Origin of the sequence: Pontibacter litorisediminis (genome assembly GCF_029360645.1) — a bacterium.
Lineage (GTDB): Bacteria > Bacteroidota > Bacteroidia > Cytophagales > Hymenobacteraceae > Pontibacter > Pontibacter litorisediminis.
Map to the genome: position 1 here is coordinate 102,602 of NZ_JARDUA010000005.1, position 21,574 is coordinate 124,175.

General features: G+C 50.7%; 22 protein-coding genes. 13 read left to right on the forward strand and 9 right to left on the reverse strand.

Annotated elements, in window-relative coordinates; all coding sequences use genetic code 11:
• Positions 1–9: 9 nt before the first annotated feature.
• From PXG97_RS16020 to PXG97_RS16055, 8 genes are all read left to right on the forward strand, one after another.
• Positions 10–897, forward strand: coding sequence for an NAD kinase (locus PXG97_RS16020; RefSeq protein WP_276498798.1), 888 nt, complete (start codon positions 10–12; stop codon positions 895–897).
• Positions 898–1,015: 118 nt separating this feature from the next.
• Complete coding sequence (locus tag PXG97_RS16025) at positions 1,016–2,002, forward strand: DUF6089 family protein (RefSeq protein WP_276498799.1); 987 nt, start codon at positions 1,016–1,018, stop codon at positions 2,000–2,002.
• Between the two features lie 115 nt (positions 2,003–2,117).
• Positions 2,118–2,816, forward strand: a complete 699-nt coding sequence (porG, locus tag PXG97_RS16030) for a type IX secretion system protein PorG (protein WP_276498800.1) — start codon at positions 2,118–2,120, stop codon at positions 2,814–2,816.
• Between the two features lie 59 nt (positions 2,817–2,875).
• Positions 2,876–3,619 carry an isoprenyl transferase gene (locus tag PXG97_RS16035; protein ID WP_276498801.1) on the forward strand — a complete coding sequence of 248 codons (744 nt, stop codon included), beginning with the start codon at positions 2,876–2,878 and terminating at the stop codon, positions 3,617–3,619.
• 11 nt (positions 3,620–3,630) lie between these two features.
• Positions 3,631–6,165 carry an outer membrane protein assembly factor BamA gene (bamA, locus tag PXG97_RS16040; protein WP_276498802.1) on the forward strand — a complete coding sequence of 845 codons (2,535 nt, stop codon included), beginning with the start codon at positions 3,631–3,633 and terminating at the stop codon, positions 6,163–6,165.
• 18 nt (positions 6,166–6,183) lie between these two features.
• Complete coding sequence (locus tag PXG97_RS16045) at positions 6,184–6,846, forward strand: OmpH/Skp family outer membrane protein (protein ID WP_276498803.1); 663 nt, start codon at positions 6,184–6,186, stop codon at positions 6,844–6,846.
• A 32-nt stretch (positions 6,847–6,878) separates the two neighbouring features.
• Positions 6,879–7,490: an OmpH/Skp family outer membrane protein gene (locus tag PXG97_RS16050; RefSeq protein WP_276498804.1), complete on the forward strand. Its 612-nt coding sequence runs from the start codon at positions 6,879–6,881 to the stop codon at positions 7,488–7,490.
• A gap of 78 nt (positions 7,491–7,568) precedes the next feature.
• On the forward strand, positions 7,569–8,606 hold the full coding sequence (locus tag PXG97_RS16055; RefSeq protein WP_276498805.1) for an RluA family pseudouridine synthase: 1,038 nt from the start codon (positions 7,569–7,571) through the stop codon (positions 8,604–8,606).
• A gap of 146 nt (positions 8,607–8,752) precedes the next feature.
• Here PXG97_RS16055 and PXG97_RS16060 read toward each other — a convergent pair whose 3' ends face one another.
• The 9 genes from PXG97_RS16060 to mazG all read right to left on the reverse strand — a co-directional run bounded on the left by PXG97_RS16060 (position 8,753) and on the right by mazG (position 16,951).
• The gene (locus PXG97_RS16060) at positions 8,753–10,399 is read right to left on the reverse strand and encodes a tetratricopeptide repeat protein (RefSeq protein WP_276498806.1); all 1,647 of its coding nucleotides are present in this window, start codon (positions 10,397–10,399) and stop codon (positions 8,753–8,755) included.
• 33 nt (positions 10,400–10,432) lie between these two features.
• Positions 10,433–11,374, reverse strand: coding sequence for a PstS family phosphate ABC transporter substrate-binding protein (locus PXG97_RS16065; protein ID WP_276498807.1), 942 nt, complete (start codon positions 11,372–11,374; stop codon positions 10,433–10,435).
• Complete coding sequence (locus PXG97_RS16070) at positions 11,364–11,621, reverse strand: hypothetical protein (RefSeq protein ID WP_276498808.1); 258 nt, start codon at positions 11,619–11,621, stop codon at positions 11,364–11,366. Before PXG97_RS16070 ends, PXG97_RS16065 begins: the two co-directional genes overlap by 11 nt.
• Before the next feature lie 110 nt (positions 11,622–11,731).
• Positions 11,732–12,577: an energy transducer TonB gene (locus PXG97_RS16075; RefSeq protein WP_276498810.1), complete on the reverse strand. Its 846-nt coding sequence runs from the start codon at positions 12,575–12,577 to the stop codon at positions 11,732–11,734.
• A 185-nt stretch (positions 12,578–12,762) separates the two neighbouring features.
• A complete protein-coding gene (locus PXG97_RS16080) occupies positions 12,763–13,593 on the reverse strand; it encodes an energy transducer TonB (RefSeq protein ID WP_276498811.1) in 831 nt (276 codons plus the stop codon).
• A gap of 3 nt (positions 13,594–13,596) precedes the next feature.
• On the reverse strand, positions 13,597–14,118 hold the full coding sequence (locus PXG97_RS16085; RefSeq protein ID WP_276498812.1) for an ExbD/TolR family protein: 522 nt from the start codon (positions 14,116–14,118) through the stop codon (positions 13,597–13,599).
• A 19-nt stretch (positions 14,119–14,137) separates the two neighbouring features.
• Positions 14,138–14,743 carry an ExbD/TolR family protein gene (locus PXG97_RS16090; protein WP_276498813.1) on the reverse strand — a complete coding sequence of 202 codons (606 nt, stop codon included), beginning with the start codon at positions 14,741–14,743 and terminating at the stop codon, positions 14,138–14,140.
• A 23-nt stretch (positions 14,744–14,766) separates the two neighbouring features.
• The gene (locus tag PXG97_RS16095) at positions 14,767–15,633 is read right to left on the reverse strand and encodes a MotA/TolQ/ExbB proton channel family protein (RefSeq protein WP_276498814.1); all 867 of its coding nucleotides are present in this window, start codon (positions 15,631–15,633) and stop codon (positions 14,767–14,769) included.
• A gap of 508 nt (positions 15,634–16,141) precedes the next feature.
• Entirely contained in the window at positions 16,142–16,951 is an 810-nt protein-coding gene (gene mazG, locus PXG97_RS16100) for a nucleoside triphosphate pyrophosphohydrolase (RefSeq protein ID WP_276498815.1), read from the reverse strand.
• A 163-nt stretch (positions 16,952–17,114) separates the two neighbouring features.
• On the opposite strand from mazG, the gene PXG97_RS16105 reads away from it, so the two are divergent.
• The 5 genes from PXG97_RS16105 to PXG97_RS16125 all read left to right on the forward strand — a co-directional run bounded on the left by PXG97_RS16105 (position 17,115) and on the right by PXG97_RS16125 (position 21,432).
• Complete coding sequence (locus PXG97_RS16105) at positions 17,115–17,375, forward strand: hypothetical protein (RefSeq protein ID WP_276498816.1); 261 nt, start codon at positions 17,115–17,117, stop codon at positions 17,373–17,375.
• Between the two features lie 170 nt (positions 17,376–17,545).
• Positions 17,546–18,937, forward strand: a complete 1,392-nt coding sequence (glmM, locus tag PXG97_RS16110) for a phosphoglucosamine mutase (protein WP_276498817.1) — start codon at positions 17,546–17,548, stop codon at positions 18,935–18,937.
• Between the two features lie 151 nt (positions 18,938–19,088).
• Entirely contained in the window at positions 19,089–20,231 is a 1,143-nt protein-coding gene (locus PXG97_RS16115) for a cysteine desulfurase family protein (protein ID WP_276498818.1), read from the forward strand.
• A gap of 102 nt (positions 20,232–20,333) precedes the next feature.
• Positions 20,334–20,915 carry an LOG family protein gene (locus PXG97_RS16120; RefSeq protein ID WP_276498819.1) on the forward strand — a complete coding sequence of 194 codons (582 nt, stop codon included), beginning with the start codon at positions 20,334–20,336 and terminating at the stop codon, positions 20,913–20,915.
• A gap of 13 nt (positions 20,916–20,928) precedes the next feature.
• Positions 20,929–21,432 (forward strand): hypothetical protein, encoded by a 504-nt coding sequence (locus tag PXG97_RS16125; RefSeq protein ID WP_276498820.1) that lies wholly within the window; start codon positions 20,929–20,931, stop codon positions 21,430–21,432.
• Positions 21,433–21,574: the final 142 nt, after the last annotated feature.

Consider the following 21,574-nt stretch of genomic DNA (forward strand, 5'->3'; position numbering starts at 1 on the left):
ACGAATACTATGAAAATAGCCATACTTGGTAAACCCTTCACCGACGACATCACCCCCTTTATCCAGGCGCTCTTCGATGAGTTGCAGCGCCGCAAGGCGCAGCTTTGCCTGGTGGAGCATTTCGAGCTGTACCTGAAAAACACCATTAACCTGCCCACAGGTATAGAAACCTTCCGGCGTGGCGACAAGCTGCAGGGGGTGGATGTGGTGCTGAGCATTGGCGGCGATGGAACGCTGCTGGATACAGTAACCTATGTTGGGGCGCAGCAACTCCCTATACTTGGCATAAACACTGGCCGTCTCGGCTTCTTGGCTACTATCCCCTACGATAGCATAAACGTGGCGCTGGACGCGCTTTACAAAGGGCACTACACCCTGGATGACCGCGCCTTGATCCACGTGGACTCTGACCAGGAAGTTTTCAGCGGCATAAACTTTGGGCTGAATGAGTTCAGCGTACTTAAGCGCGATACCTCGTCCATGATAGTGGCGCATACGTATATAGATGGTGAATATTTAAACTCCTACTGGGGCGATGGCCTGGTAGTGGCTACGCCTACCGGATCCACAGGGTACTCACTAAGCTGTGGTGGGCCATTGGTGCTGCCTCAGACCAACAATTTCGTTATTTCGCCCGTATGTCCGCATAACCTTAACGTGCGGCCCATGATTGTGTCTGACCGCAGCGTGATTTCATTTGAGGTGGAAGGGCGCAGCAGCAGTTACCTGGCTGCGCTAGACTCTAGGTCTACCCCGGTGGATATGAACGTGCAGCTGGCCGTGCGGAGGGAGTCTTTTGTGGCTAGATTGGTAAAGCTGCACCACGTAAACTTTTTATCGACATTACGGAGCAAGCTGAACTGGGGGCTTGACAAGCGGAATAGCATCATAAAATAATATTAAATATATCTGTTATATTATTTTATTAATCATCTATTCTGTTTATTTTTGGCTTCTATTAATTTGGGGTGAATACAAGCTCGCTGATACGCTACCTTTTATATATTTCTCTATTATGAAGAAACTTTGTACTCTTGTTTTGACGCTTGGAATTATGCTTACTCTTGTCGCGCCGGACGCCGAAGCACAGCGTTGGACAAAGCGTAAGCAGTACGCAACGGTAGGCTTTTCTTTGGGTGCCATGAACTACTTCGGTGATATCGTGCCGCAGCCGGACTTTACCAGCTTCCGTTTCAAGTCTACCAGACCAAGCGCTAGCATTAGCTATTCTTACCGTTTCGCACCGCGCTTTTCCTACCGCGTGGGGTTCACATGGGGGCGTATCACGGGCGATGATGCACTGAGCGCCTCGCAGAATGAGGGTGAGAACAGAGGACGCTTCGGCAGAAACCTTTCTTTCAGAAATGATATAAAAGAGCTGAGTGCGGTAGCTATCGTGGACTTGTTCGAGAACCGCAGCACGTTCCAGCGCCGCCCTGACTTTGTGCCGTATGGCTTTGCGGGGGTGGCTGTAATGCACCATAACCCGAAAGCCTATTATGAAAGTGGCTCGCAAGGAAATTTAGGTAATGCTGATATTGCAACAGGTTGGTATGAGTTGCAACCTTTGGGTACCGAAGGACAGTATGCTGCAGGAGGCGATTACCCAGAACCGTACAAACGTGTGCAAATTGCTATTCCATTTGGTTTGGGTGTGCGCTACAAGATCGATAGATACTGGGACTTAAGCCTGGAAGTTGGCTGGAGGAAAACCTTTACAGACTATTTGGATGACGTAAGTACAAGCTATGCCTCAAAAGCTAATATCCTTGCTGGAGGCGGCGAAAACCCCACCGCGGCAGCGATCCTTTCTGACAGAAGTGCCGGTTCAGGTTTTACAACACTACCTGACCCAAGTGGCACGCCTTATGATATTGTAAGGGGCTATGGAAGTGACGGGCAGCAGAGAGGCGAGCGCTCCGATGATGACTGGTACATCACTACAGGCTTAACAATAAACTATATTTTAACGCCACGCATCAGAAGTCCGAAGTTTAGATAATAGAACGGACAGCGGCTGCGTTGTTCAACTAAACTTTGCATATTACATGATATTATACACCTTAAAGCAGGCGCTCCTTATTTGTCTATTTTTGCAAATAGGGAGTGTTTTTTTTGTGACGGACGTAAGAGGGCAAGGCAACCAGCCGGTTACTACCTCTGAGATTGGCGTGGGTATTGGCGGGGCGAACTACAAGGGAGAGATCTCTCCCAACTACCGCTTGCTGAACAACCAGCCTGCCATCACTTTATTTTACCGCCGGGACCTGTCGAATGCCATTACACTGCGCGGAGGCTTGATGGGAAGCCACCGCATTATAGATGACAACACCTTCAGCGATGAAGCCTTTGATGATAGGCCGCTCCACGCGTACCGCCAGGCAGACCTTCGCCTGAGCCTGTTGGAGCTGTCAGGAGTGGTGGAGTATAACTTCCTGGATTATTATGACCGCAGCCAAAGCCCTCGCCTGTCTCCCTACCTGTTTGTCGGTATAGCGGGTTTGCTGTACAATAAGCGCCTGGACTTCAACGGCAGCCCGGAGCGGGAGTTTGACACTGATATAACCGCAGCGATACCTTTTGGGGTGGGGCTGAAGTTTGCCCTGAGCACTCACTGGAACCTTGGCCTTGAGTTTGGGGCCAGAAAAACCTTCACAGACAAGATAGACCATCTGTACTCCCCCGAATTTTCGGAGAACCTGGCTAACCCACACAATAAAGACTGGTACTTCTACAACGGCATCAGCATTTCTTATACTTTTTACCGCTATAATTGCCCCCCAATCTACAAGAACAAGCCGGGCCTCTTAGATTAAATCGCAATCATTCATGAATTTCTCTTGCTTTTTGTAACTTGCAAGGAAATTGTGTTTTAATGAATCTGAAGGAGAAAGTAGACTTAGGCAATTTACCAAGGCACATAGCCGTTATCATGGACGGTAACGGGCGTTGGGCGAAGAGAAGGGGCGGCTTACGGATCTTTGGGCATCAGAATGCCATTAAAGCGGTGCGCGATACTGTGGAGGGAGCTGCAGAGTTAGGTGTGGAGTACCTGACGCTCTATGCCTTTTCCACCGAGAACTGGTCGCGCCCTGCAGAGGAAGTGTCAGCGCTGATGACGCTGCTTGTCTCCACTATCCGCAAAGAGACCGCCACGCTCAACAAAAACAACATTCGCCTTCAAACCATTGGCAACACCGCCACGCTTCCCAAAGCCTGCCAACGCGAGTTGATGGAGGCTGTTGAGATAACGAAGGGCAACAGCCGCATGACGCTGGTACTGGCGCTAAGCTACAGTGGCCGCTGGGACATCACGCAGGCCGTGCAACGCATTGCCGCTGAGGTGGGTCGTGGAAGTATGAACGCTGATGAAATAAACGAAGCCACCATTGCCAGCCACCTTTCCACGGCAGGCATACCTGACCCGGAACTGCTGATCAGGACTAGCGGGGAGCAGCGCATCAGCAATTTCCTGCTTTGGCAATTAGCTTATACTGAGTTATACATCACAGAGTTGCTATGGCCTGATTTCAGGAAAGAGCATCTGTATGAGGCAATATTAGCTTACCAGAGCCGTGAGCGCCGCTTCGGTAAGACAAGTGAACAACTAACAAAGTGATAAACACACAAATGATTAGATGCATCTGGGTGCTTGTGTTTCTGCTAACGGCAGGCACGGCCTCTTCCCAAGTACTAAACAGACCTGCCCAGTCGTCTCCGATAGATTACCAGCAGCCGCGCCAGTACCGCATTGGTGAGATAAAGGTGAGTGGCTATAAGTTTCTGGACCCTATCGCCCTTACCTCCCTAACCGGCTTGAAAGAGGGCGACATGATCACGGTGCCAGGAGAAGACATCAGCCGGGCTATTCAGAACCTGTGGGACCAAGGTATTCTGGGGGACGTGGACGTAGCTGCGCGCACGGAGGGGGATGTGATTTTCCTGACCTTTAACCTGACAGAGCGCCCGCGCCTATCCAATTTCCGTTTCTCCGGCATAAACAAGTCGCAGGCAGAGGCACTGCGCGATAAGGTGCCGCTGCAGAAGGGGCGTATTGTGACAGATGCCGTGTTGAACAGTACCCGCAACGTGGTGCGCGAGTACTACGTGGACAAAAGCTTCCTCAACGTGAAGGTGAATATCACCCAGCGGCCGGACTCTGTGCTTCCGAACAGCGTGGTGCTGAATATCCATGTGGATAAAGGCGACAAAGTGAAGGTTGGCGATATTGAATTTGTTGGGAACGAGGCCTTCAAGGACAAGAAGCTGCAGCGCCAGCTCAAGAACACCAAAGAGAAGCGCTTCTATAAGATTTTTACCTCCTCTAAGTTTAACCGCACTAAGTTTGAAGAGGACAAAGAGGCCCTGATCACCTTCTACAACAGCCAGGGCTACCGTGACGCCACCATTGTGTCTGATTCTGTTTACCGCATCAGCGACGATCGCTTAGGCATACAAATCACCGTGGATGAAGGCCAGCAGTACTTCTACCGCAATATCAACTGGACAGGCAACTACCTCTACGATGACGACTACCTGGCACGTGTGCTAGGCATAAGCAAAGGCGACGTGTACGACCAGGTAGAGCTGGAGAAGCGACTGACTTACAATCCAGCCGGTGTAGACGTATCCGCGCTTTACCAAAACGACGGCTACCTGTTCTCCAGTATTACCCCGGTGGAAGTGCGCGTGGACGGTGACTCCATCGACCTGGAGATGCGTGTGCAGGAAGGCCCGCAGGCTACCATCAATAAGATCCTGATTTCCGGCAACGACAAGACAAGCGACCATGTAATTCTGCGTGAGATTAGAACCTTGCCAGGACAGAAGTATAGCCGCGATGACTTGATCAGAACCAGAAACGAGCTGGCAGCCCTTGGCTACTTCGATCCCGAAACCATCGGCCTGAACCCGATACCAAACCCAGCTGACGGTACAGTGGATATCGCCTATAGCGTGACTGAGCGACCGAATGACCAGATTAGCTTATCCGGTGGTTGGGGTGGACCCATTGGTGCTGTGGGTACCGTAGGCCTTTCGCTGAACAACTTCTCTACGCGTAAGATGCTGGACCTATCGGAGTGGAAGCCTATCCCTACAGGTGACGGGCAGCGCCTCTCGCTGAACGTGCAGGCAAACGGTAAAGCCTACCAATCTTACTCCTTCTCGTTTACTGAGCCGTGGCTGGGAGGCCGTAAACCAAACTCGCTTACTGTAAGCTTGTACAAAACAATTTACAGAAGAGACCCAAGGCTGTATAACCCTTACATTCAGGTTGAGAACGAGAATGAGTTGAGCCGGCTGAATGTGGATGGTGCCTCTATTAGCTTAGGCCGCCGATTAAACTGGCCTGACAACTATTTTTACATGAACCACTCGCTGTCTTACAGTCGCTACACCCTTAAGGACTACGGACTATTTAGCGTGGTAGAGGATGGTAAATTGACAACCTTTGATAACGGTATATCTAACAGTATATCCATTGTAAATACGTTGGGCCGCTCGAGCATAGATAACCCTACCTTTCCTAGGCGTGGTTCTACTTTTTCGCTTAGCGTAAACCTGACACCGCCTTACTCACTGTTCTCTGACCGCAAAGACAAGTTTGAGTATATTGAATTTAATAAATGGATGTTTGACGCCTCCTACTTTATAAATGTGGCAGGGAATTTGGTGTTCAACACAAGAGCGCACTTCGGATTTGTTGGTACCTATAGCAATGATGAGGAAGTAGGACCTTTCGAGCGCTTTAGAATGGGTGGTTCGGGCCTAGGCGGCGGTAACGTGTTTGTGGGGACGGAGTATATCGGCCTTCGCGGCTATGATGATGAAACGGTAGTTAACACCCGCAATGACTTAGCCTTATTGAACTCTGGAGGTATAGCCTACAACAAGTTTGTGTTTGAGGCGCGTCAGCTGATCTCCCCGAACCCAGCCGCCACTATTTATGGCCTGGCTTTTGTAGAGGCTGGTAATAACTTCGGTAGCTACAAGAACTACAATCCATTTAAGCTTTACCGCTCAGGGGGTGTAGGTGTTCGAATTTTCATGGCTGCCTTTGGCTTGCTAGGCTTTGACTATGCCTGGAGGCTGGATGATCTGCCGGGCAGACCTAATGACAAGCGAGGCATGTTCCACTTCATCATTGGCCAGCAGATACGCTAAAATCAGAAATGAATTAGTATGAAAAAGTTTTTGTTCATCTTTTTAGCAGGCTTTTTGCTGGCGTCTGTTTCGCAAGCTCAGAAGATTGGCTATATTGACTCGAACTTCATTTTGAGCAAGATGCCAGCCTTCAACAAAGTGCAGCAGGAGATGGACAAGTATGCCGAGGCCTGGCAACGCGAGATAGAGCAGCTACAGCAGCAGGCTGATAAGCTAAAGCAGGATTACAAGGCTGAGGAGGTGCTGCTCACCGAGCAGATGAAGCAGAAACGTCAGGCCGAGATCGCCAAGAAAGAGAACGAGCTGCGCGAGTACCAGCAGAAGGTTTTTGGCTACGAAGGCATGATGTTTAAGCGTCGCCAGGAACTGATGCGCCCTATACAGGATGAGGTGTTTGAGGCGGTGGAAAAAGTCTCCAAAGCCCGCGGTGTCCAGATCATGTTTGATAAGTCTGGCGACCTGGTGATGATCTACACAAACCCGGTGCACGATTACACGGAGTATGTGCTGGAGGAACTGGGGCTTGCCTCTGATAGAAAGAACATGCCTGGCGCCCAGCCAGCGGATGCCATCGTGGATGACCCTGCGAACTTGCCCGAGGTAGGGGAAGAGCAACAGGGGCAGGAGCCACAGCAGGAGCAGCCTGCCAAAAGAAATACAAAGAAGAAGTCTAACAACTAAACAACCTGAATACTTATTAACCAACCCAACCAATGATGAACAAGATTAAACTTTTAGTAGCAGCGTTCTTTCTGATCAGCTTTGCGTCTATAGCCCAGAGCAATGACCAGCCGCTTAAAATTGGTTATACAAACGTAGAGTATATCCTGCTGCAGATGCCAGAAAGCAAGCAGATAGAGTCTCAGCTGAAAGACCATAGCACACAGTTGGAGAACCAGCTGAAAGGTAAGTATGCAGAGTATGAAGGCAAGCTGCAGGCTTATGAAAAGGGGGCTGCCACTATGGATGCCACCATCCGTGAAGACAAGGAGAAAGAGCTGATGAACCTGAACAACTCTATCCAGGAGTTCCAGCGTAACGCTCAGATGTCGCTGCAGCAGAAAGAGAAGTCACTTGTTGACCCTATCATCACCAAGATCGACAAAGCTATCAAAGATGTGGCCAAGGAGAATGGTTATACTTATGTGATAAGCAACCAGGCGCTGCTTGCCGGCCCAGAAGATGGCGATATCTCTCCGCTTGTGCTCAAGAAGCTAGGTGTGGATCCGGCTAAAGCCCAGCAGACACCAGAGCCAGCAGCTGCTAAGCCGGCGGCAAAGCCAGCGGCTACTCCAGCTAAGAACAACAACAAGAAGAAAAACTAAGCAAGATATTTTCTATAGTTTGGGGAAAGCCGTTGTGTATACTGCGGCTTTCTTTTTTTGTACCTGTAAGTATAAACCGTGGTAGAATATACAGAAACAGAGGGCACTGAAGACTCAGATGAACTATACGAGCACCACCGCATTGTAGTGGACAAGGGGCAGGCGTTGCTGCGCGTGGATAAGTTCCTGATGGACCGACTGCCAAACGTGACAAGGAATAAGCTGCAGAGCGCCATTCGCTCAGAGTCGGTGCAGGTAAACGAAAAGCCTGTAAAGGTAAGCTATAAGGTAAAGCCGCTGGACGTGATTACCGTTACGTTGGCTGAGCCGCCTCGCGAAACCGACATCGTGCCGGAAAACATCCCTTTGGATATAGTGTATGAGGACGAGGAGTTGCTGCTGGTAAACAAGCCTGCCGGCATGGTCGTGCATCCGGCTTATAATAACTGGAGCGGCACGCTGGTGAATGCCTTGACCTACCACTTACAAAATCTTCCAACACACCGAAACGGGGAGGGGAGACCCGGTCTCGTGCACCGCATTGATAAAGATACCTCAGGCCTGCTAGTAATTGCCAAGTCTGATTACAGCATGGCTTACCTGGCCAAGCAGTTTTTTGACCATAGCATTGAGCGGACTTACTATGCCTTGGTGTGGGGCGTGCCAAAGGCGCAGGAGGGAACTATTACAGGCCACGTGGGCCGCAGTGCCAAAGACAGGAAGATTATGGCCGTCTACCCTGCCGGGGATTACGGGAAGCACGCCGTGACGCATTATAAGGTGCTCCGCAGCTTTAAGTACGTGGCACTGGTGCAGTGTAACCTGGAGACGGGCAGGACACACCAGATACGGGCGCACATGAAGCACCTGGGGCATCCGCTTTTCTCCGACGCTACCTACGGCGGCGACAAGATACTCTACGGCAACCCAACCGGAAGCTATAAATCGTTCGTAGAAAATGCCTTCAAGGTTATACCGAGGCAGGCGCTGCATGCCAAATCGCTAGGCTTTATCCATCCAACCACCAAGGAGCTGCTGCAGTTTAACTCAGACCTCCCAGAGGATTTTAAGGCAGTGCTGGAGAAGTGGGAGCTGTACGAGGAGCCTGTGGTGTAGCCGAAGCTTGTATGGGGAAGTAGCTCATCTAGTAAGCCTATACCTTGGCGCAGGAGGCATACCTGTAAAAAACGGCCCAAGCGTTAAAATAGAAAGCCCGCTACTAACAGTAGCGGGCTTTCTATTTTATTCATCAAGAAGTGTGATTATTTCTTCTTTCTAGGAGTCTTAGAGATTTCCTTCAGAGCGGCTTCTGCCTGTGGGTTGCTAGGGTCCAAGTTTCTTACCTCTGTCCAGTATTTCACAGCGTTATCGCGCTCGCCTTTGATATAGTAGTAGTAACCCAGGTAGGAGTTTGCCTCAATCAGGTCACGCTTATACTTATCCTTCTCGTTGCTGGTTTTCTCGATAAACTGCTCATAGTATGGCTTCGCTAAGCCTTTCTCCGTTTCCGGGTCCTGGCTGGCGTTAGCGCGGGCTCTCCACAGGTAACCGTAGGCATAATCTGCGTTAGCCTCCGTTACTTTGGAATACGTCTCGTCAGCCTTTTTGTAGAACTCATTGGCTTTTTCAGTGTTGCCATTCTTTGCACTCTCTTCACCGGCCATCATGTAGATCTGGCCCATGTAGTAATAATCAGAGTTGCTAGGCGATACGTTTTCACGCTTGCGCTCATACGCTTCGATGGCCTTGTCATACTGGCCGCTGCGGGCATAAGCGTTGGCTAGCTCAGCATAAAGCTCCACGTTGGCACTGTTCATTGCTAACGCTTTCTCCAGGTTCTGAATAGCTTTTTGGTGCTGGTTGTTCTTGGAGAGGATACGGCCATAGTACTCGTAGTCCTCTGCGATCAGCTTGTTCGGATCAGCCTTCTGCATGTGCGTTTCGATGGCTGCCAATGCTTTCTCCGGCTGGCCCAGCTCCATGTATGAATATGCTCTCAAGCGATTCATTACCATGTTTTCTGGCTGCTTCTGCAGTACCTCCTCGGCGGTCTTCAGCGCTTGCTCATAGTTCTTTGTCAGGAACAGGAAAGAAGCATACTTTGCTTTGGTGTCCGGCGTGTTCTCTGCCATGTCCACATACTTCTGGAAGGTAGACAGCGCTTTGTCATACTGTCCGGCAAAGTAGTACAGCTCGCCCAGGTCGCGGTAAGCAGGGGCAAAATTCGGGTTGATCTCAATCGCTTTCAGGAAAGCCTGCTCTGCCTCGTTGTAGTTGCGTGAGCTGGTGTACAGCTGGCCGCGCTTCAGGTAGGCAGTGGCGTTGTTCGGATCCAACTGGATAGCTCTATCGTAGCTAGACATCGCCTGGCCACCGTTCTTAAGGTCTAGGTAAGCATCACCCAGAATCACGTTAGCGGTAGCGTCTTTGTTATCGCGCTCCAAAGACTGCTTTAGGTAATCTATACCTTTGTTTATCTGTGCCTCGGTAGCGTTAGGGGCGTTTACGTACGCCTCCCCAATCATGGCAAGCACATACGCGTCTTTTTTGCCTTTGCCCTTCAACGCTTCGGAGAAGTGCTGCTCAGCCTGCGCCTGGTTGCCTTGCTGCAAAGCCAGCTTGCCAAGACCTACATGGTTGATGTAAGACTTTTTGTTAGTCGCTATACCTTGGTTAAAGTAATAAGCGGCAGAATCTGGCTGGTTGGTGCGCAGGTAAATATCACCCAGGTTAAAGTAGGCTCTATCAGCAGTACCTTTGTTATTCAGCTGAGACTTATAAATAGATTTAGCTTCTTCATAGCGTTCCAGGTCTACGGCTCTTCTGCCTGCGTCACCTGATTGCGCAAATGCTGCAGTAGCAGGGAAGGCAGCCGCCATTAAAGCGATGTACTTCCAGTTTTTAGTCATCTTTTAAAAGTTTAGTTGTTTTTGTTTAGTTTCTTAGTCGCCTAGGCTTATCACCCTGACAGGCATTGTTGCTGGCACCAGGCCAGATTTTAGGATAAGCCGTTGGCCCTTGTCACTCGCAACATAAGATGCAAAACCTGTGCCAAGTCCTGTACGACCCTCAGTACTAATGATATACAAATAACGGCGAAGTGGGTAAGCCTCCTGTGCAATGTATGCCTGGTAAGGCTGGTAGTACTCTTCTGTGGTAACAGGGTTTGGGTTTGTGCTGATGCCAAGCACTTTTATTTTGTCCAGGAATCCAACTACGGTAGAGTCATCAAAGTCGCTTACCCAGTTCACCCCGATCACGCCTAACGCGTTTTTGTTCTCCTCCACATAGTCTATAAGTGCTTTATGCGAGTTTGATGCAAACGTGTTTGGCGGCAGATTATTGCCGGTGATCAACGAATCCCTTACGTAACGGGCGGTGCTAGAGTTGTTGTTATCAAAAACTATGGTGATATCTCCTAGCGGGGAGTCCTTGTCCAGCTCTTTCCAGGATTTAACTTCACCATTAAAGATCCTTCTCAAATCGTCCATGGTCAGCAGAGAATCCGGGTTCTGCTTGTTGGTGATAAGGGCAACCGCATCGATGGCTATTTTAGTGTAGCGCGGCACCCTTTTCTGCCTGTCGAACACAGCTTTTTCCTCCTGCGTCAGCTCCCTGGAAAGTATGGCTATGTGGGTGCTGTCATTCAGCAGGTCTTTTACTACCTGCCCCTCCGGCTTATAGCTGGCGTTGATGTTGGCATACTTGTAAATACCCTCAAATGTGCTTACTTCTGAGGCGATAATAGGTTGGAATGACTCATCCACACTGATGCTGATCGTGCCCGAAGTTGGCGTGTCCTGCTGCGTGGCCGGATCCCCTCCGCAACTAGCCAAGGCTATCATGCCAGCGAAAGCTGCCGTACTGATTCTCTTAATCTTCATATCGGTTTCGGTTAGAACGCGTGCTATTGTAAACTCTTACAAATCTAACTATTCCATATAAGATAAGGATTCCGCCCAGGGCATACTTCATCGTTTCCGGCATGTCCAGGTTTAGGCTGTCCCCGGCGAAAAGAATGAAGATGCCCATGGCCACATAGAGCAGCGTCATGATAATGCCAAAGATGCGGGCAAATTTTGTAAACACACTTTGCTGCGATTTATCGTTGTCTCTCCGGGGTCTTATCATGTGTGGCTTTCGTTTTAACCCTTAAAAATAACCCTATTGCTTAAAAAAAGAAAGCAGAAGCTAACAAAACTACGCTGCTGCTTCTGCTTTCTGTAACCATTTTGGATCCTTTATTTCATTTTAAACCGTATGGGTAAAGTATAGCGTACAGGCACGGCCCTACCGTTTTGCCTGCCTGGTTCCCACTTTGGCATATTCTTTACTACGCGTGTGGCTTCTTCTTCGGTTCCAAACCCAAGGCCTTTTAGCACTTTCACGTCAGTGATTTCGCCAGTGGTGCCGACCACGAACGTCACGACGACCGTGCCTTCGATGCCATTGCTTTGTGCCTGTGCCGGGTAGCGCAGCTTTCTGCTCAGGTACTGCATCAGGTCTCCGGTGCCCCCTTTGAACTGCGGCATCTGGTCCACGTGTACATAAGGCTCCGAGTCTGCAGGCAGTGCCCCTGTGCCGCCGTCCACGCCCATAGGAGGTTCTTCGTTCAAGCTGATGGGAGGAACATCCGGCATACTGCCTTCTATTTTCTCATACCCGATGCTCTTCCCGGCCAACTCCTCTTGGTTAGGCACTGTTTCCTCTTTCACGGGGGTGGCGTCATCTACTACGCGGGGCGTAACATACCGCTCTGTAGCCACTTTCTCCTTGGCAGGTGGAGCAGGAGGGGGCGTTACCGCCTGCTCTGGCTTTGGATCGGGTTTTGGAGGCAACGGTAGACTGATGGAAACAGGCTCTATGATGGTATAGGTTGGTTTCACATACTTTACCTGGTCTGAGAAGAAGATTGTGTCAACCAACGGACCGACCAGTGCCCCGGAAAATACAGCTGTGGCAAGAGTGGAGGCCAGCAGCATGTGTTTGCTGTATTTGCGGCGCAGGTAATACGCGCCATATGCCTTGTTGCGCCCTCTAAACACTATGTTGTTGAAGGTCATGCTTAAGAAATAGCTCTTTTCCATGGGCTTTGGGGTTTATGGTTTAACAATAACTTCTATGGCATTGCAGTAGTCTTTTGTGGGGTTATATGTATCGTTTTCTGAATATACGGGTTTTATGCTAAATAGTATGCATGCTGAGTAATTTTGTTGCACAAAAAAAGCCCAGCCGGTATGGGCTGGGCTTTTGAGTAGGCAGGTTTGTTTGCCTATTTGATCGTGAATCGTACGGGAAGGGTATAGCGTACTGGTACTGCTCTACCGTTCTGCTTACCAGGAGTCCACTTCGGCATTGACTTCACAACGCGTACGGCTTCCTCGTCGGTACCGGCTCCAAGGTTCTTAACAACCTGGATGTCGGAGATCTCACCTGTGGTGCTTACCACGAAGGAGAGTACCACCAGACCTTCCACACCGGCTCGCTGTGCTGCGGCTGGGTAGCGGATGTTCTTGCCTAGGTACTTCATCATTTCGCCGTCACCACCCGGGAAGGTTGGCATCTGCTCTACGTAAGTATAAGGCTTTTCCTCAACTACTTCAGCTACTACATCACTGGTACCGTCTATCTCGCCGAGATCAAGAGGTGCGTCTTTAGAACCTTCTACAGTTTTAACGCCTGCGTCGATCTCATCAAGAACTTCTACGTCTGGCACCTCTTCTTCCTCCACTACTTCCTCGTCACGCTTCACTACCGGTGGCGTATACTTTACAGTAGCACGCACTGGCGGCGGTGGCGGCGGAAGATCTGGTGGCGGCGGCGGCGGCGGTGGCGGCGTAGCCTCATCTAATGGTGGTGGTGGGGCCAAGTCTACTTCTGTTACAATTCGCTCTACCACTTCTTTGTCTTCCTGGTCACCTTTAATCATTTTGGTGATCAACGGGATGCTCAGGAAAAGAAAGAACAAAACAATTGCTGTAATAGCGGCAATCGTGATATGCTTGTTGTAAAGTCTGCGAAGTAGGTAGGCACCGTACGCTCTGTTACGTCCTTCAAAGACGATATCATCAAGCGATGCTTTTGCTAACTTACTTGCGTCCATATCTTAATTTCCAATTTGTTCTTGTACCAGCTTTTTGTCCTCATCGGCAATATCTACCAGGGCAAATTTCTTGGTATCTGTAATTTTTAACTCGTCCAGAATATCCACCATGTTTTTATAGCGGGATCCTTCCATCGGCTTCACCAGTACAGTCATCTTCTCGTTAGACTTCACACGGGATGAAGTCAGCACTTTACGGATGCCGTCTGCTGCATAGCTCGACTCGACTACTTCCGGGTTATCTTCTGCAAGACCAAAGTAATAGAACAGCTTATCGTCGTCGCCAAGGATAATGGTCATGGCGTTACTTGCCTTCAGGGCTATCTGTTCTTCCTTCGGAACATCTTTCACAGGCATGTTGATTTCCATGGTCTGTGGTTTGTTGAAGGTAGTGGTAAGCATGAAGAATGTAATCAGAAGGGCGGCAAGGTCTACCAGCGGCGTCATGTCGATCTTGGTCGACGAGCGTTTGGCGCGTTTCTTACCACCTTTACCGGAGTCGCCTTTTTCCTGTATTTCTGCCATTTTCTAGTCTCCTTTCTAATTATAAATTCGTAGGCTTCGCTTCCATGTCAGTGATCAGGTTAAACCTGTTCACCTTTCGGTCTTGCAGGATATCGATTACGCGCTTTACAGTCGGGTAATCAGCATCCTGGTCGCCTTTGATAGCGATCACCACCTTCGGGTTTGTCAGTCGAGTCTGCAGAACCCAGTCACCGAGTTCGTTGTGCGTAGAGTCGATCGGAATACCCGGCTGGGCTACCTCCTTGCGGGCACTTGATTCCATGGACAGAAGAGACTTTAGTTGGCTGATCGGAACACCGAAATTGCTTAGGAGCGAGAATGTCTTCTTCTCCTCTTCGGTGAAACCTACGCCATACTTGCCTGCCATTTTATCAAGTAATGCTTCCTTTGTTTGCTGCCCATCCACACCAAAGAATACCCGACCCTCCTTATCTACTGTAATCGTGATTACGTTAGTATCCGGGATCTTGATTTCTGATGCCGATGAAGGCGTGTCTACTATCACTGCCTCGTCAGGACGGGCAGTAGCAGTTAGCATAAAGAAAGTAACCAGCAAGAAGAATAAGTCCACCATTGGCGTCATGTCCAATGAGGGGTTTTTCCTTTTTACTTTTACTTTAGGCATTGTGTGTGGTTATACGGTTTAACTTAAACAGTTTGAGGTCTTGTTGTTGGAGTTTCGTGCTGGGCCGTGAAAGTAGACACCATGCTGAAACCAGCCTCGTCTATGCTGTAAGTAAGCTCGTCGATTTTGCTTGTGAAGTAGTTGTAAGCAATGATCGCGATAGTAGAACCTGTAATACCCAGGGCAGTGTTGATAAGGGCCTCAGAGATACCGTTTGCCAGGGCTACTGAGTCAGGAGCGCCTGAAGTGGCAAGAGCCGAGAAGGCCTTGATCATACCAAGTACTGTACCGATCAGACCTACCAGTGTAGAGATCGAGGCGATAGTTGAGATAACCACCAGGTTTTTCTCCAGCATTGGCAACTCAAGAGAAGTAGACTCTTCGATCTCTTTCTGGATAGCTGCTACTTTCTCTGCTTTCAGCAGTTCTGGCTCGTTCTGCATTTCTTTGTACTTCAGCAGGCCGGCTTTTACCACGTTAGCCACAGAACCTTTCTGTGCGTCGCAGGCAGCAATAGCGCCATTGATGTCACGCTGGTTCAGTTTTGCAGAGATGTTACGAACGAATTCAGCAACGCTCTTAGATCCTTTTGCTTTACCGATAGTCAGGGCACGCTCGATAGCGAAGATAAATACCATCAGGTTCAGAGAAAGGAGCACTGGTACTACCCAACCACCTTTGTATACAATGCCGAGGTAGTTACCTGGAAGCGGGTGGTTGTCTGGGTTGCCGCCCTCAAAGTTGGCAGGATTGCCAAAAACGAACATATAGATAAGCACACAGGCTATCAGGGCGAGCGGAATAACGATAGTCGCAAATAGAGAGCCTACCGGGCTTGGTTTTTTCTCTACATTAGCATTCTTGCTCACTACTGCAGTCTTTTTTTCCATTTTAATTAAAGTTTAAAGTTTAGCTGTTTGTGTTGTAATAAAAAAGTTTGTGTAAGTATAAAATGTAATTGTTTCGTTTTTAGTTCTTTATTGAATTTGCAATTTCTGATTTTTCTCAATTTTTCAAACTATAACCGCCCGAAAAAATTAGATAAAAGTCTATAGCGGCTGCTTTAGCTGCCTAAATTTAAGCCTTTCTCTTACAGAATTCCAAATTCGCGGTACTGCAATATCGCAAATTAAATATAAAAAAGTTTGTTTCAAAGTATAAACACCGGGGTCGCCGGTGCTACTTTTTACCTGCCTCTGGTTAGCGGGCCTGCGCAGGTTGGGTGTATGGGTGATAGACGTAAACAGGGCCTCCGCACCATGTGGTGCACTGGTGGCGCATAGGCCTGTGCCTCCTGCTGAAAAGGCGCTCCGGCCGTAACCTGCTTACACTGCTTTTGCCAGGTTTTGGGAAAAGCGCACTAAATATATGCAATAATTTGATTCGCTTTATGTATGATTAAAGCTTTTTTGCCTGGTTCCAATAATAATCCATCTCGGGCAGGGTCATGTCCTGCAGCTGCTTTCCGTCTTTAGCGGCCTCTGTCTCAATATACTGGAAGCGGGAAATGAATTTAAGGTTTGTACGCTCCAGGGCCTCCTCGGGGTCTATGCCAGCAAAGCGGGCAAAATTAATGAGCGAGAACAGCAGGTCGCCGAACTCGGCAGTGGCTTGTTGCTGGTCTATGGCCGTTGTGTCCTCCTTGTTAAACTCGCTGGCGAACTCGTTTAGCTCCTCCTGCACCTTAGCCCACACCTGCGACTTGTCGTCCCAGTCGAACCCGGCGCCGCGGGCCTTCTCCTGAATGCGCATGGCTTTTATCAGGGCAGGCAGCGATTGTGGTACTCCGCCAAGCACGGATTTGTTGCCTTCCTTCAGCTTCAGCTTCTCCCAATTCTGTTTTACCTCCTCCTCGCTGTCGGCCGTGGTGTCGCCGTAGATGTGCGGGTGGCGGAAGATAAGCTTCTCGCACTGGGCATGCAGCACATCGGCAATATCAAAGGCGCCTTGCTCGGATGCGATCTTGGCGTAAAACACCAGGTGCAGCATGATATCGCCGATCTCTTTTTTTACCTCCTGCACCTCTCCTTTTAGTATGGCATCGGAGAGCTCGTACGTTTCCTCTATGGTGAGGTGGCGCAGGGATTCCATGGTTTGTTTGCGGTCCCAGGGGCATTTCTCGCGCAGGTCATCCATCACATCCAGCAGGCGGCCAAAAGCCTCGAGCTGTTGCTGGCGTGCATTGTTGGCAGGTTGTGAAGTAGTCATGAAGGCAAAGATACTAAATATTAAACGTTTGTTGCCCTGTCTTGGTAAGGCTTAACCCTGTATTAATATTACGCTTGCAGGCAGGGGGGCGCTTCCTGCGTAAGTAGAAAATATTTAGGAGGAGCACCTGCTTCACATCTACAAGCTTTAAAGAGGAAAGGCAATGAAGAAGAAAAAGAAGAAACAGATCAGGAAGATCGCCAGCTCCGTGGCTGCCGTGCAGTCGCAGGTGGCGTTTGCCCGCATGGCTACTGCGCTGGCCGTGGTAAGCGTGGGCGCCATGGCGGTAGGGGCGCTCGCGATCGGGCACCTGGCCATCAAACGGCTGTCGCTGAAGGCGGGGGAGGTGGAGCGCCTGCGAATAAATGAGCTGGAAGTAGGCCGCTTGCGGGTGAAGGAGCTGATAACGGAGAACAAAGTGTAACCCGGCTGCGCATCAGCCCTGATACTGAACCTGATGCCCTGGCAACAAGGCTGCTGCGGTGACATGCCGGTGTGGCGGCTGCCCGTATTTTTCTGTGCTCACAATACCACATTATCTGCTGGAAGTATAACTAAAATTACTACTTTTGCCGAGCAACTAAAATACGAACAGTGGCTTTAATAAAATCTATTTCAGGAATACGTGGTACGATTGGCGGACAGGCTGGAGAAGGACTAACCCCTGTGGATGTGGTTAAGTTTTCTGCTGCTTTCGGAAGCTGGGTGCTTCAGAACACCGACAAGAAGACAATTGTAGTAGGCCGTGATGCGCGCCTCTCCGGTGACATGGTAAACAAGCTGGTTTGCGCCACGCTGCAGGGCCTGGGCATTGATGTGGTGGACGTTGGTCTTTCCACTACCCCGACCGTGGAGATGGCCGTGCCTGACATGCAGGCCGGTGGTGGCATTATCCTTACCGCCAGCCATAACCCCAAGCAGTGGAACGCCCTGAAACTGCTCAACCACAAAGGCGAGTTTATCTCGGATGCCGAGGGCAAACTGGTGCTGGATATTGCCGAGCAGGAGGCCTTTGAGTTTGCGCAGGTAAACGACCTGGGTAAGTATACCCAAGATCATGAGGCGCTGGAGAAGCACATCAAGGCCATACTTGAGCTGCCGCTGGTAGATGTGGAGGCGATCAAGTCGAAGAACTTCTGCATTGCCGTGGATGCCGTGAACTCGAGCGGGGGCTTTGCCGTGCCGATGCTGCTGGAGGCGCTGGGCGTAAATAAAATTGAGAAACTATACTGCGAGCCGGACGGGAATTTCCCGCACAACCCGGAGCCGCTGCCGGAGAACCTGCGCGAGATTTCGCGTGTGATTGAGAAAGGCAAGTTTGACCTGGGTATCGTGGTGGATCCGGACGTGGACCGCCTGGCCCTTGTGAACGAGGACGGCAGCATGTTCGGCGAGGAGTATACTCTGGTGGCCGTGGCCGACTATATCCTGAAGAACCAGGTAGGCAATTCGGTTTCCAACCTTTCCTCTACCCGTGCGCTGCGCGATGTGACGGAGAAAGCAGGAGGTTCATACTTTGCCGCTGCCGTAGGCGAGGTGAACGTGGTGAACATGATGAAGGAGCAGAACGCCATCATTGGCGGCGAGGGCAACGGCGGTATCATCTACCCAGAGCTGCACTACGGCCGCGACGCGCTGGTGGGCATTGCCCTGTTCCTGACGCACCTGGCCAAAACAGGCATGAGCATGACGCGCCTGCGCGCCAGCTACCCGAACTACTACATCTCCAAGAACAAGATCGAGCTGACGCCGGAGGTGAACGTGGACGCCGTGCTAACGCAGATGCAGGAGCGCTACGCCAAGCAGCCGATCAATACCATAGACGGCGTGAAGATTGAGTTCGATAAGGAATGGGTGCACCTGCGCAAGTCCAACACCGAGCCCATCATCCGCATCTACGCCGAGAGCGACAGCAACGCTACGGCAGAGCACCTGGCCAATAAAATTATTGCCGATATCAAAGAGATCATCTCCAATAAAGCATAAGAGTATGTGTTGTTGCTGTTGTAATACAAAACAAAGGTAACAGGCAGTGTTGCGCCACTGGTAGGGGATTGTTCCTGCCGTTGGCGCAACTTTTTTTTATACTTTAATGGTTGAGTAAAGAACAGATTCAGAAAAAATATACCTTACTAGTATGCGTGTTTATTTAGATAATGCCGCCACCACCCCTCTCGATAAAGAGGTGTTTGATGCCATGGCCCCTTTTATGCTGGAGCACTTCGGTAACCCTTCCTCCATACACTCGCACGGACGCGAGGTGAGGGCGGCAATTGAGCGGGCGCGGAAAACGGTGGCAGGATTGCTGAACACGTCGCCGGCAGAGGTCTTCTTTACCTCGGGCGGTACCGAAGCCGATAACTCGGCCATTGTCTGTACCTGCCGCTCACTGGGCATTAAGCATGCCATTACCACCAAGCTGGAGCACCACGCGGTGCTGCACACCATGGAGATGCTGGAGAAGCAGGAGGGGGTGCAGCTAAGTTACCTGCGCCACGACGAGCGCGGCAACCTGGACCTGGAGCACCTGGAAGAGCTGCTGGCCAGCCAGCCGCAGACGCTGGTGTCTGTCATGCACGCTAACAACGAGATCGGCAACCTGAACGACATCGAGGCGATCGGGGAGATCTGCAGGAAGTATAACGCCGTGTTCCACTCGGATACGGTGCAGACCATGGGCCACTACCAGCACAACCTGCAGCAACTGAAGGCCAACTTCATCGTGGGCTCGGCGCACAAGTTCCACGGCCCGAAAGGCGTAGGCTTCCTGTACTGCAATGCCGAGACCAAGATTCAGCCGCTGATTCAGGGTGGGGCGCAGGAGCGAAACATGCGCGGCGGCACCGAGAACGTGTACGGCATCATCGGCCTGGCCAAGGCGCTGGAGATTGCTTACCGCGATATGGGCGAGCACCAGCAGCACATCCAAAGCCTGAAAGACCGCATGATCCACAAATTGCGCGAGCAGATGGAGGATGTGAGCTTTAACGGCCTATCGGAGTTCGGCGACAAGAGCCTGTACACTGTGCTGAACGTGAGCCTGCCGGCTTCCGATATCAACGAGATGCTGCTCTTTAGCCTGGACATTGCCAAAATATCGGCTTCAGGTGGCAGCGCCTGCAGCAGCGGCGCCAATGCCGGCTCGCATGTGCTGCGTGCGCTGGAGGTAAACCAGGACCGCGGCTCCGTACGCTTCTCCTTCAGTAAGTATAACACGCCGGAGGAGATCGATTACGTGGCCGAGACGGTGGCCAAAATGTATAACAAGCAGCTGGCTTAAACCAAAACTAAGCGCAGCTCAAAGTATAAAGTATCAAAAGGCTCTGGCGGTATGCCGGGGCCTTTCTTTGTTACGCATCCATTTAAAGCCAAAGTATAAAGTATGAAAAGTATCGCCGTATTCTGTGGCGCCAATGCCGGTAATAACCCGGTATATGCGGAGGCTGCCACCAAGCTGGGCCAGCAAATGGCCGCAAAAAGGATAAGACTGGTCTTCGGGGGAGGCAAGGTAGGGCTGATGGGCACGATTGCCGATGCCGTGCTTGCCAAAGGCGGGGAGGCCGTGGGCGTGATCCCGCAGAGCCTGATAGACCGCGAGGTGGCCCACACCGGCCTGACGGAGCAGCACGTGGTAAAAACCATGCACGAGCGAAAGGCGCTGATGGCGTCCAAATCGGATGCCTTTATCGCTATGCCCGGTGGCTTCGGTACCCTGGACGAGATCAATGAGATCATCACCTGGAACCAGCTGGGCATCATTAAAAAGCCCGTGGCCTTCTACAACGTGAACGGCTATTTCGACAAATTCCTGGACTTCGTGAAAGACAGCGTGCAGGAGGGCTTCATCAAGCAGGAGTATGTGAACAACCTGATCGTGGAGAGCGAGGCGGAGGTGCTGCTGCAGAAAATCACAAAGTATGCCGACGCGGTGTCGGAGGATTGGGTAGACTCGGAGCGTATCTAACCACGGGCACTACATGAAGCCAAGCCTAAGTATAAAAGCGGTTGTAAAGTATAAACTGCTTTTGCTTGTCGCGCTGCTGACGCTTTCTTCAGCACAGGCACAGGACGTTTTCTCCGTAGGTCCTGCCCTGCACTTTAACTTTGGGGATAAAAAGCCAAAGGTGAGTTGGGGCGTGGAGGCCTCGCTGTGGTGGTTCGAGGACCAGTTTCCGGTAAGCGGTAACCTCGGCTTCGACCGCCGGAAAGGCAGCACGGTGCTGTACATGCAGGCGCAGACCGGCATTGGCATCGCTGGCGTTTCGGCCGGGCCGTTCCTGGAGCTCCGGAAAGAAGACATGCCTGTGCTCGGGTTGCAGACAGATTACTGGGTGAACTACTTTGCCGGCTTAAACTACCGGGTACGCTATAGCGGGGAAGGAACTCAGAAGGCGCTGGGCGTGTACGTGAAGGCTCCTCTGTCTTATGGGCTTGAAGAGGAAAACGAGGAAGAGGATGACTGGGATTGGGACTGGGACTAGCCGGTTTCTAAAACAGAGAGGCCGCGAGGCTGTAAAATAAACTGTGTCAAAGGATTAGCAGTATTACCTTTAACACAGTCAACATGGAAGAGAGAAACGAGCTGGATCTGGAGAAGATCAAGCGCCAGTTCCTGGAGGAGTT

Coding starts and splice junctions, on each gene's coding strand:
- PXG97_RS16090 (WP_276498813.1), bottom strand. CDS start 14,743: ATGCCTAAAGTAAAAGTAAAAAGGAAAAACCCCTCATTGGACATGACG.
- PXG97_RS16070 (WP_276498808.1), bottom strand. CDS start 11,621: ATGATAAGACCCCGGAGAGACAACGATAAATCGCAGCAAAGTGTGTTT.
- PXG97_RS16025 (WP_276498799.1), top strand. CDS start 1,016: ATGAAGAAACTTTGTACTCTTGTTTTGACGCTTGGAATTATGCTTACT.
- PXG97_RS16105 (WP_276498816.1), top strand. CDS start 17,115: ATGAAGAAGAAAAAGAAGAAACAGATCAGGAAGATCGCCAGCTCCGTG.
- PXG97_RS16075 (WP_276498810.1), bottom strand. CDS start 12,577: ATGGAAAAGAGCTATTTCTTAAGCATGACCTTCAACAACATAGTGTTT.
- mazG (WP_276498815.1), bottom strand. CDS start 16,951: ATGACTACTTCACAACCTGCCAACAATGCACGCCAGCAACAGCTCGAG.
- PXG97_RS16095 (WP_276498814.1), bottom strand. CDS start 15,633: ATGGAAAAAAAGACTGCAGTAGTGAGCAAGAATGCTAATGTAGAGAAA.
- PXG97_RS16085 (WP_276498812.1), bottom strand. CDS start 14,118: ATGGCAGAAATACAGGAAAAAGGCGACTCCGGTAAAGGTGGTAAGAAA.
- PXG97_RS16050 (WP_276498804.1), top strand. CDS start 6,879: ATGATGAACAAGATTAAACTTTTAGTAGCAGCGTTCTTTCTGATCAGC.
- PXG97_RS16045 (WP_276498803.1), top strand. CDS start 6,184: ATGAAAAAGTTTTTGTTCATCTTTTTAGCAGGCTTTTTGCTGGCGTCT.
- PXG97_RS16060 (WP_276498806.1), bottom strand. CDS start 10,399: ATGACTAAAAACTGGAAGTACATCGCTTTAATGGCGGCTGCCTTCCCT.
- bamA (WP_276498802.1), top strand. CDS start 3,631: ATGATTAGATGCATCTGGGTGCTTGTGTTTCTGCTAACGGCAGGCACG.
- PXG97_RS16020 (WP_276498798.1), top strand. CDS start 10: ATGAAAATAGCCATACTTGGTAAACCCTTCACCGACGACATCACCCCC.
- PXG97_RS16035 (WP_276498801.1), top strand. CDS start 2,876: ATGAATCTGAAGGAGAAAGTAGACTTAGGCAATTTACCAAGGCACATA.
- PXG97_RS16120 (WP_276498819.1), top strand. CDS start 20,334: ATGAAAAGTATCGCCGTATTCTGTGGCGCCAATGCCGGTAATAACCCG.
- PXG97_RS16115 (WP_276498818.1), top strand. CDS start 19,089: ATGCGTGTTTATTTAGATAATGCCGCCACCACCCCTCTCGATAAAGAG.
- PXG97_RS16125 (WP_276498820.1), top strand. CDS start 20,929: ATGAAGCCAAGCCTAAGTATAAAAGCGGTTGTAAAGTATAAACTGCTT.
- PXG97_RS16065 (WP_276498807.1), bottom strand. CDS start 11,374: ATGAAGATTAAGAGAATCAGTACGGCAGCTTTCGCTGGCATGATAGCC.
- PXG97_RS16080 (WP_276498811.1), bottom strand. CDS start 13,593: ATGGACGCAAGTAAGTTAGCAAAAGCATCGCTTGATGATATCGTCTTT.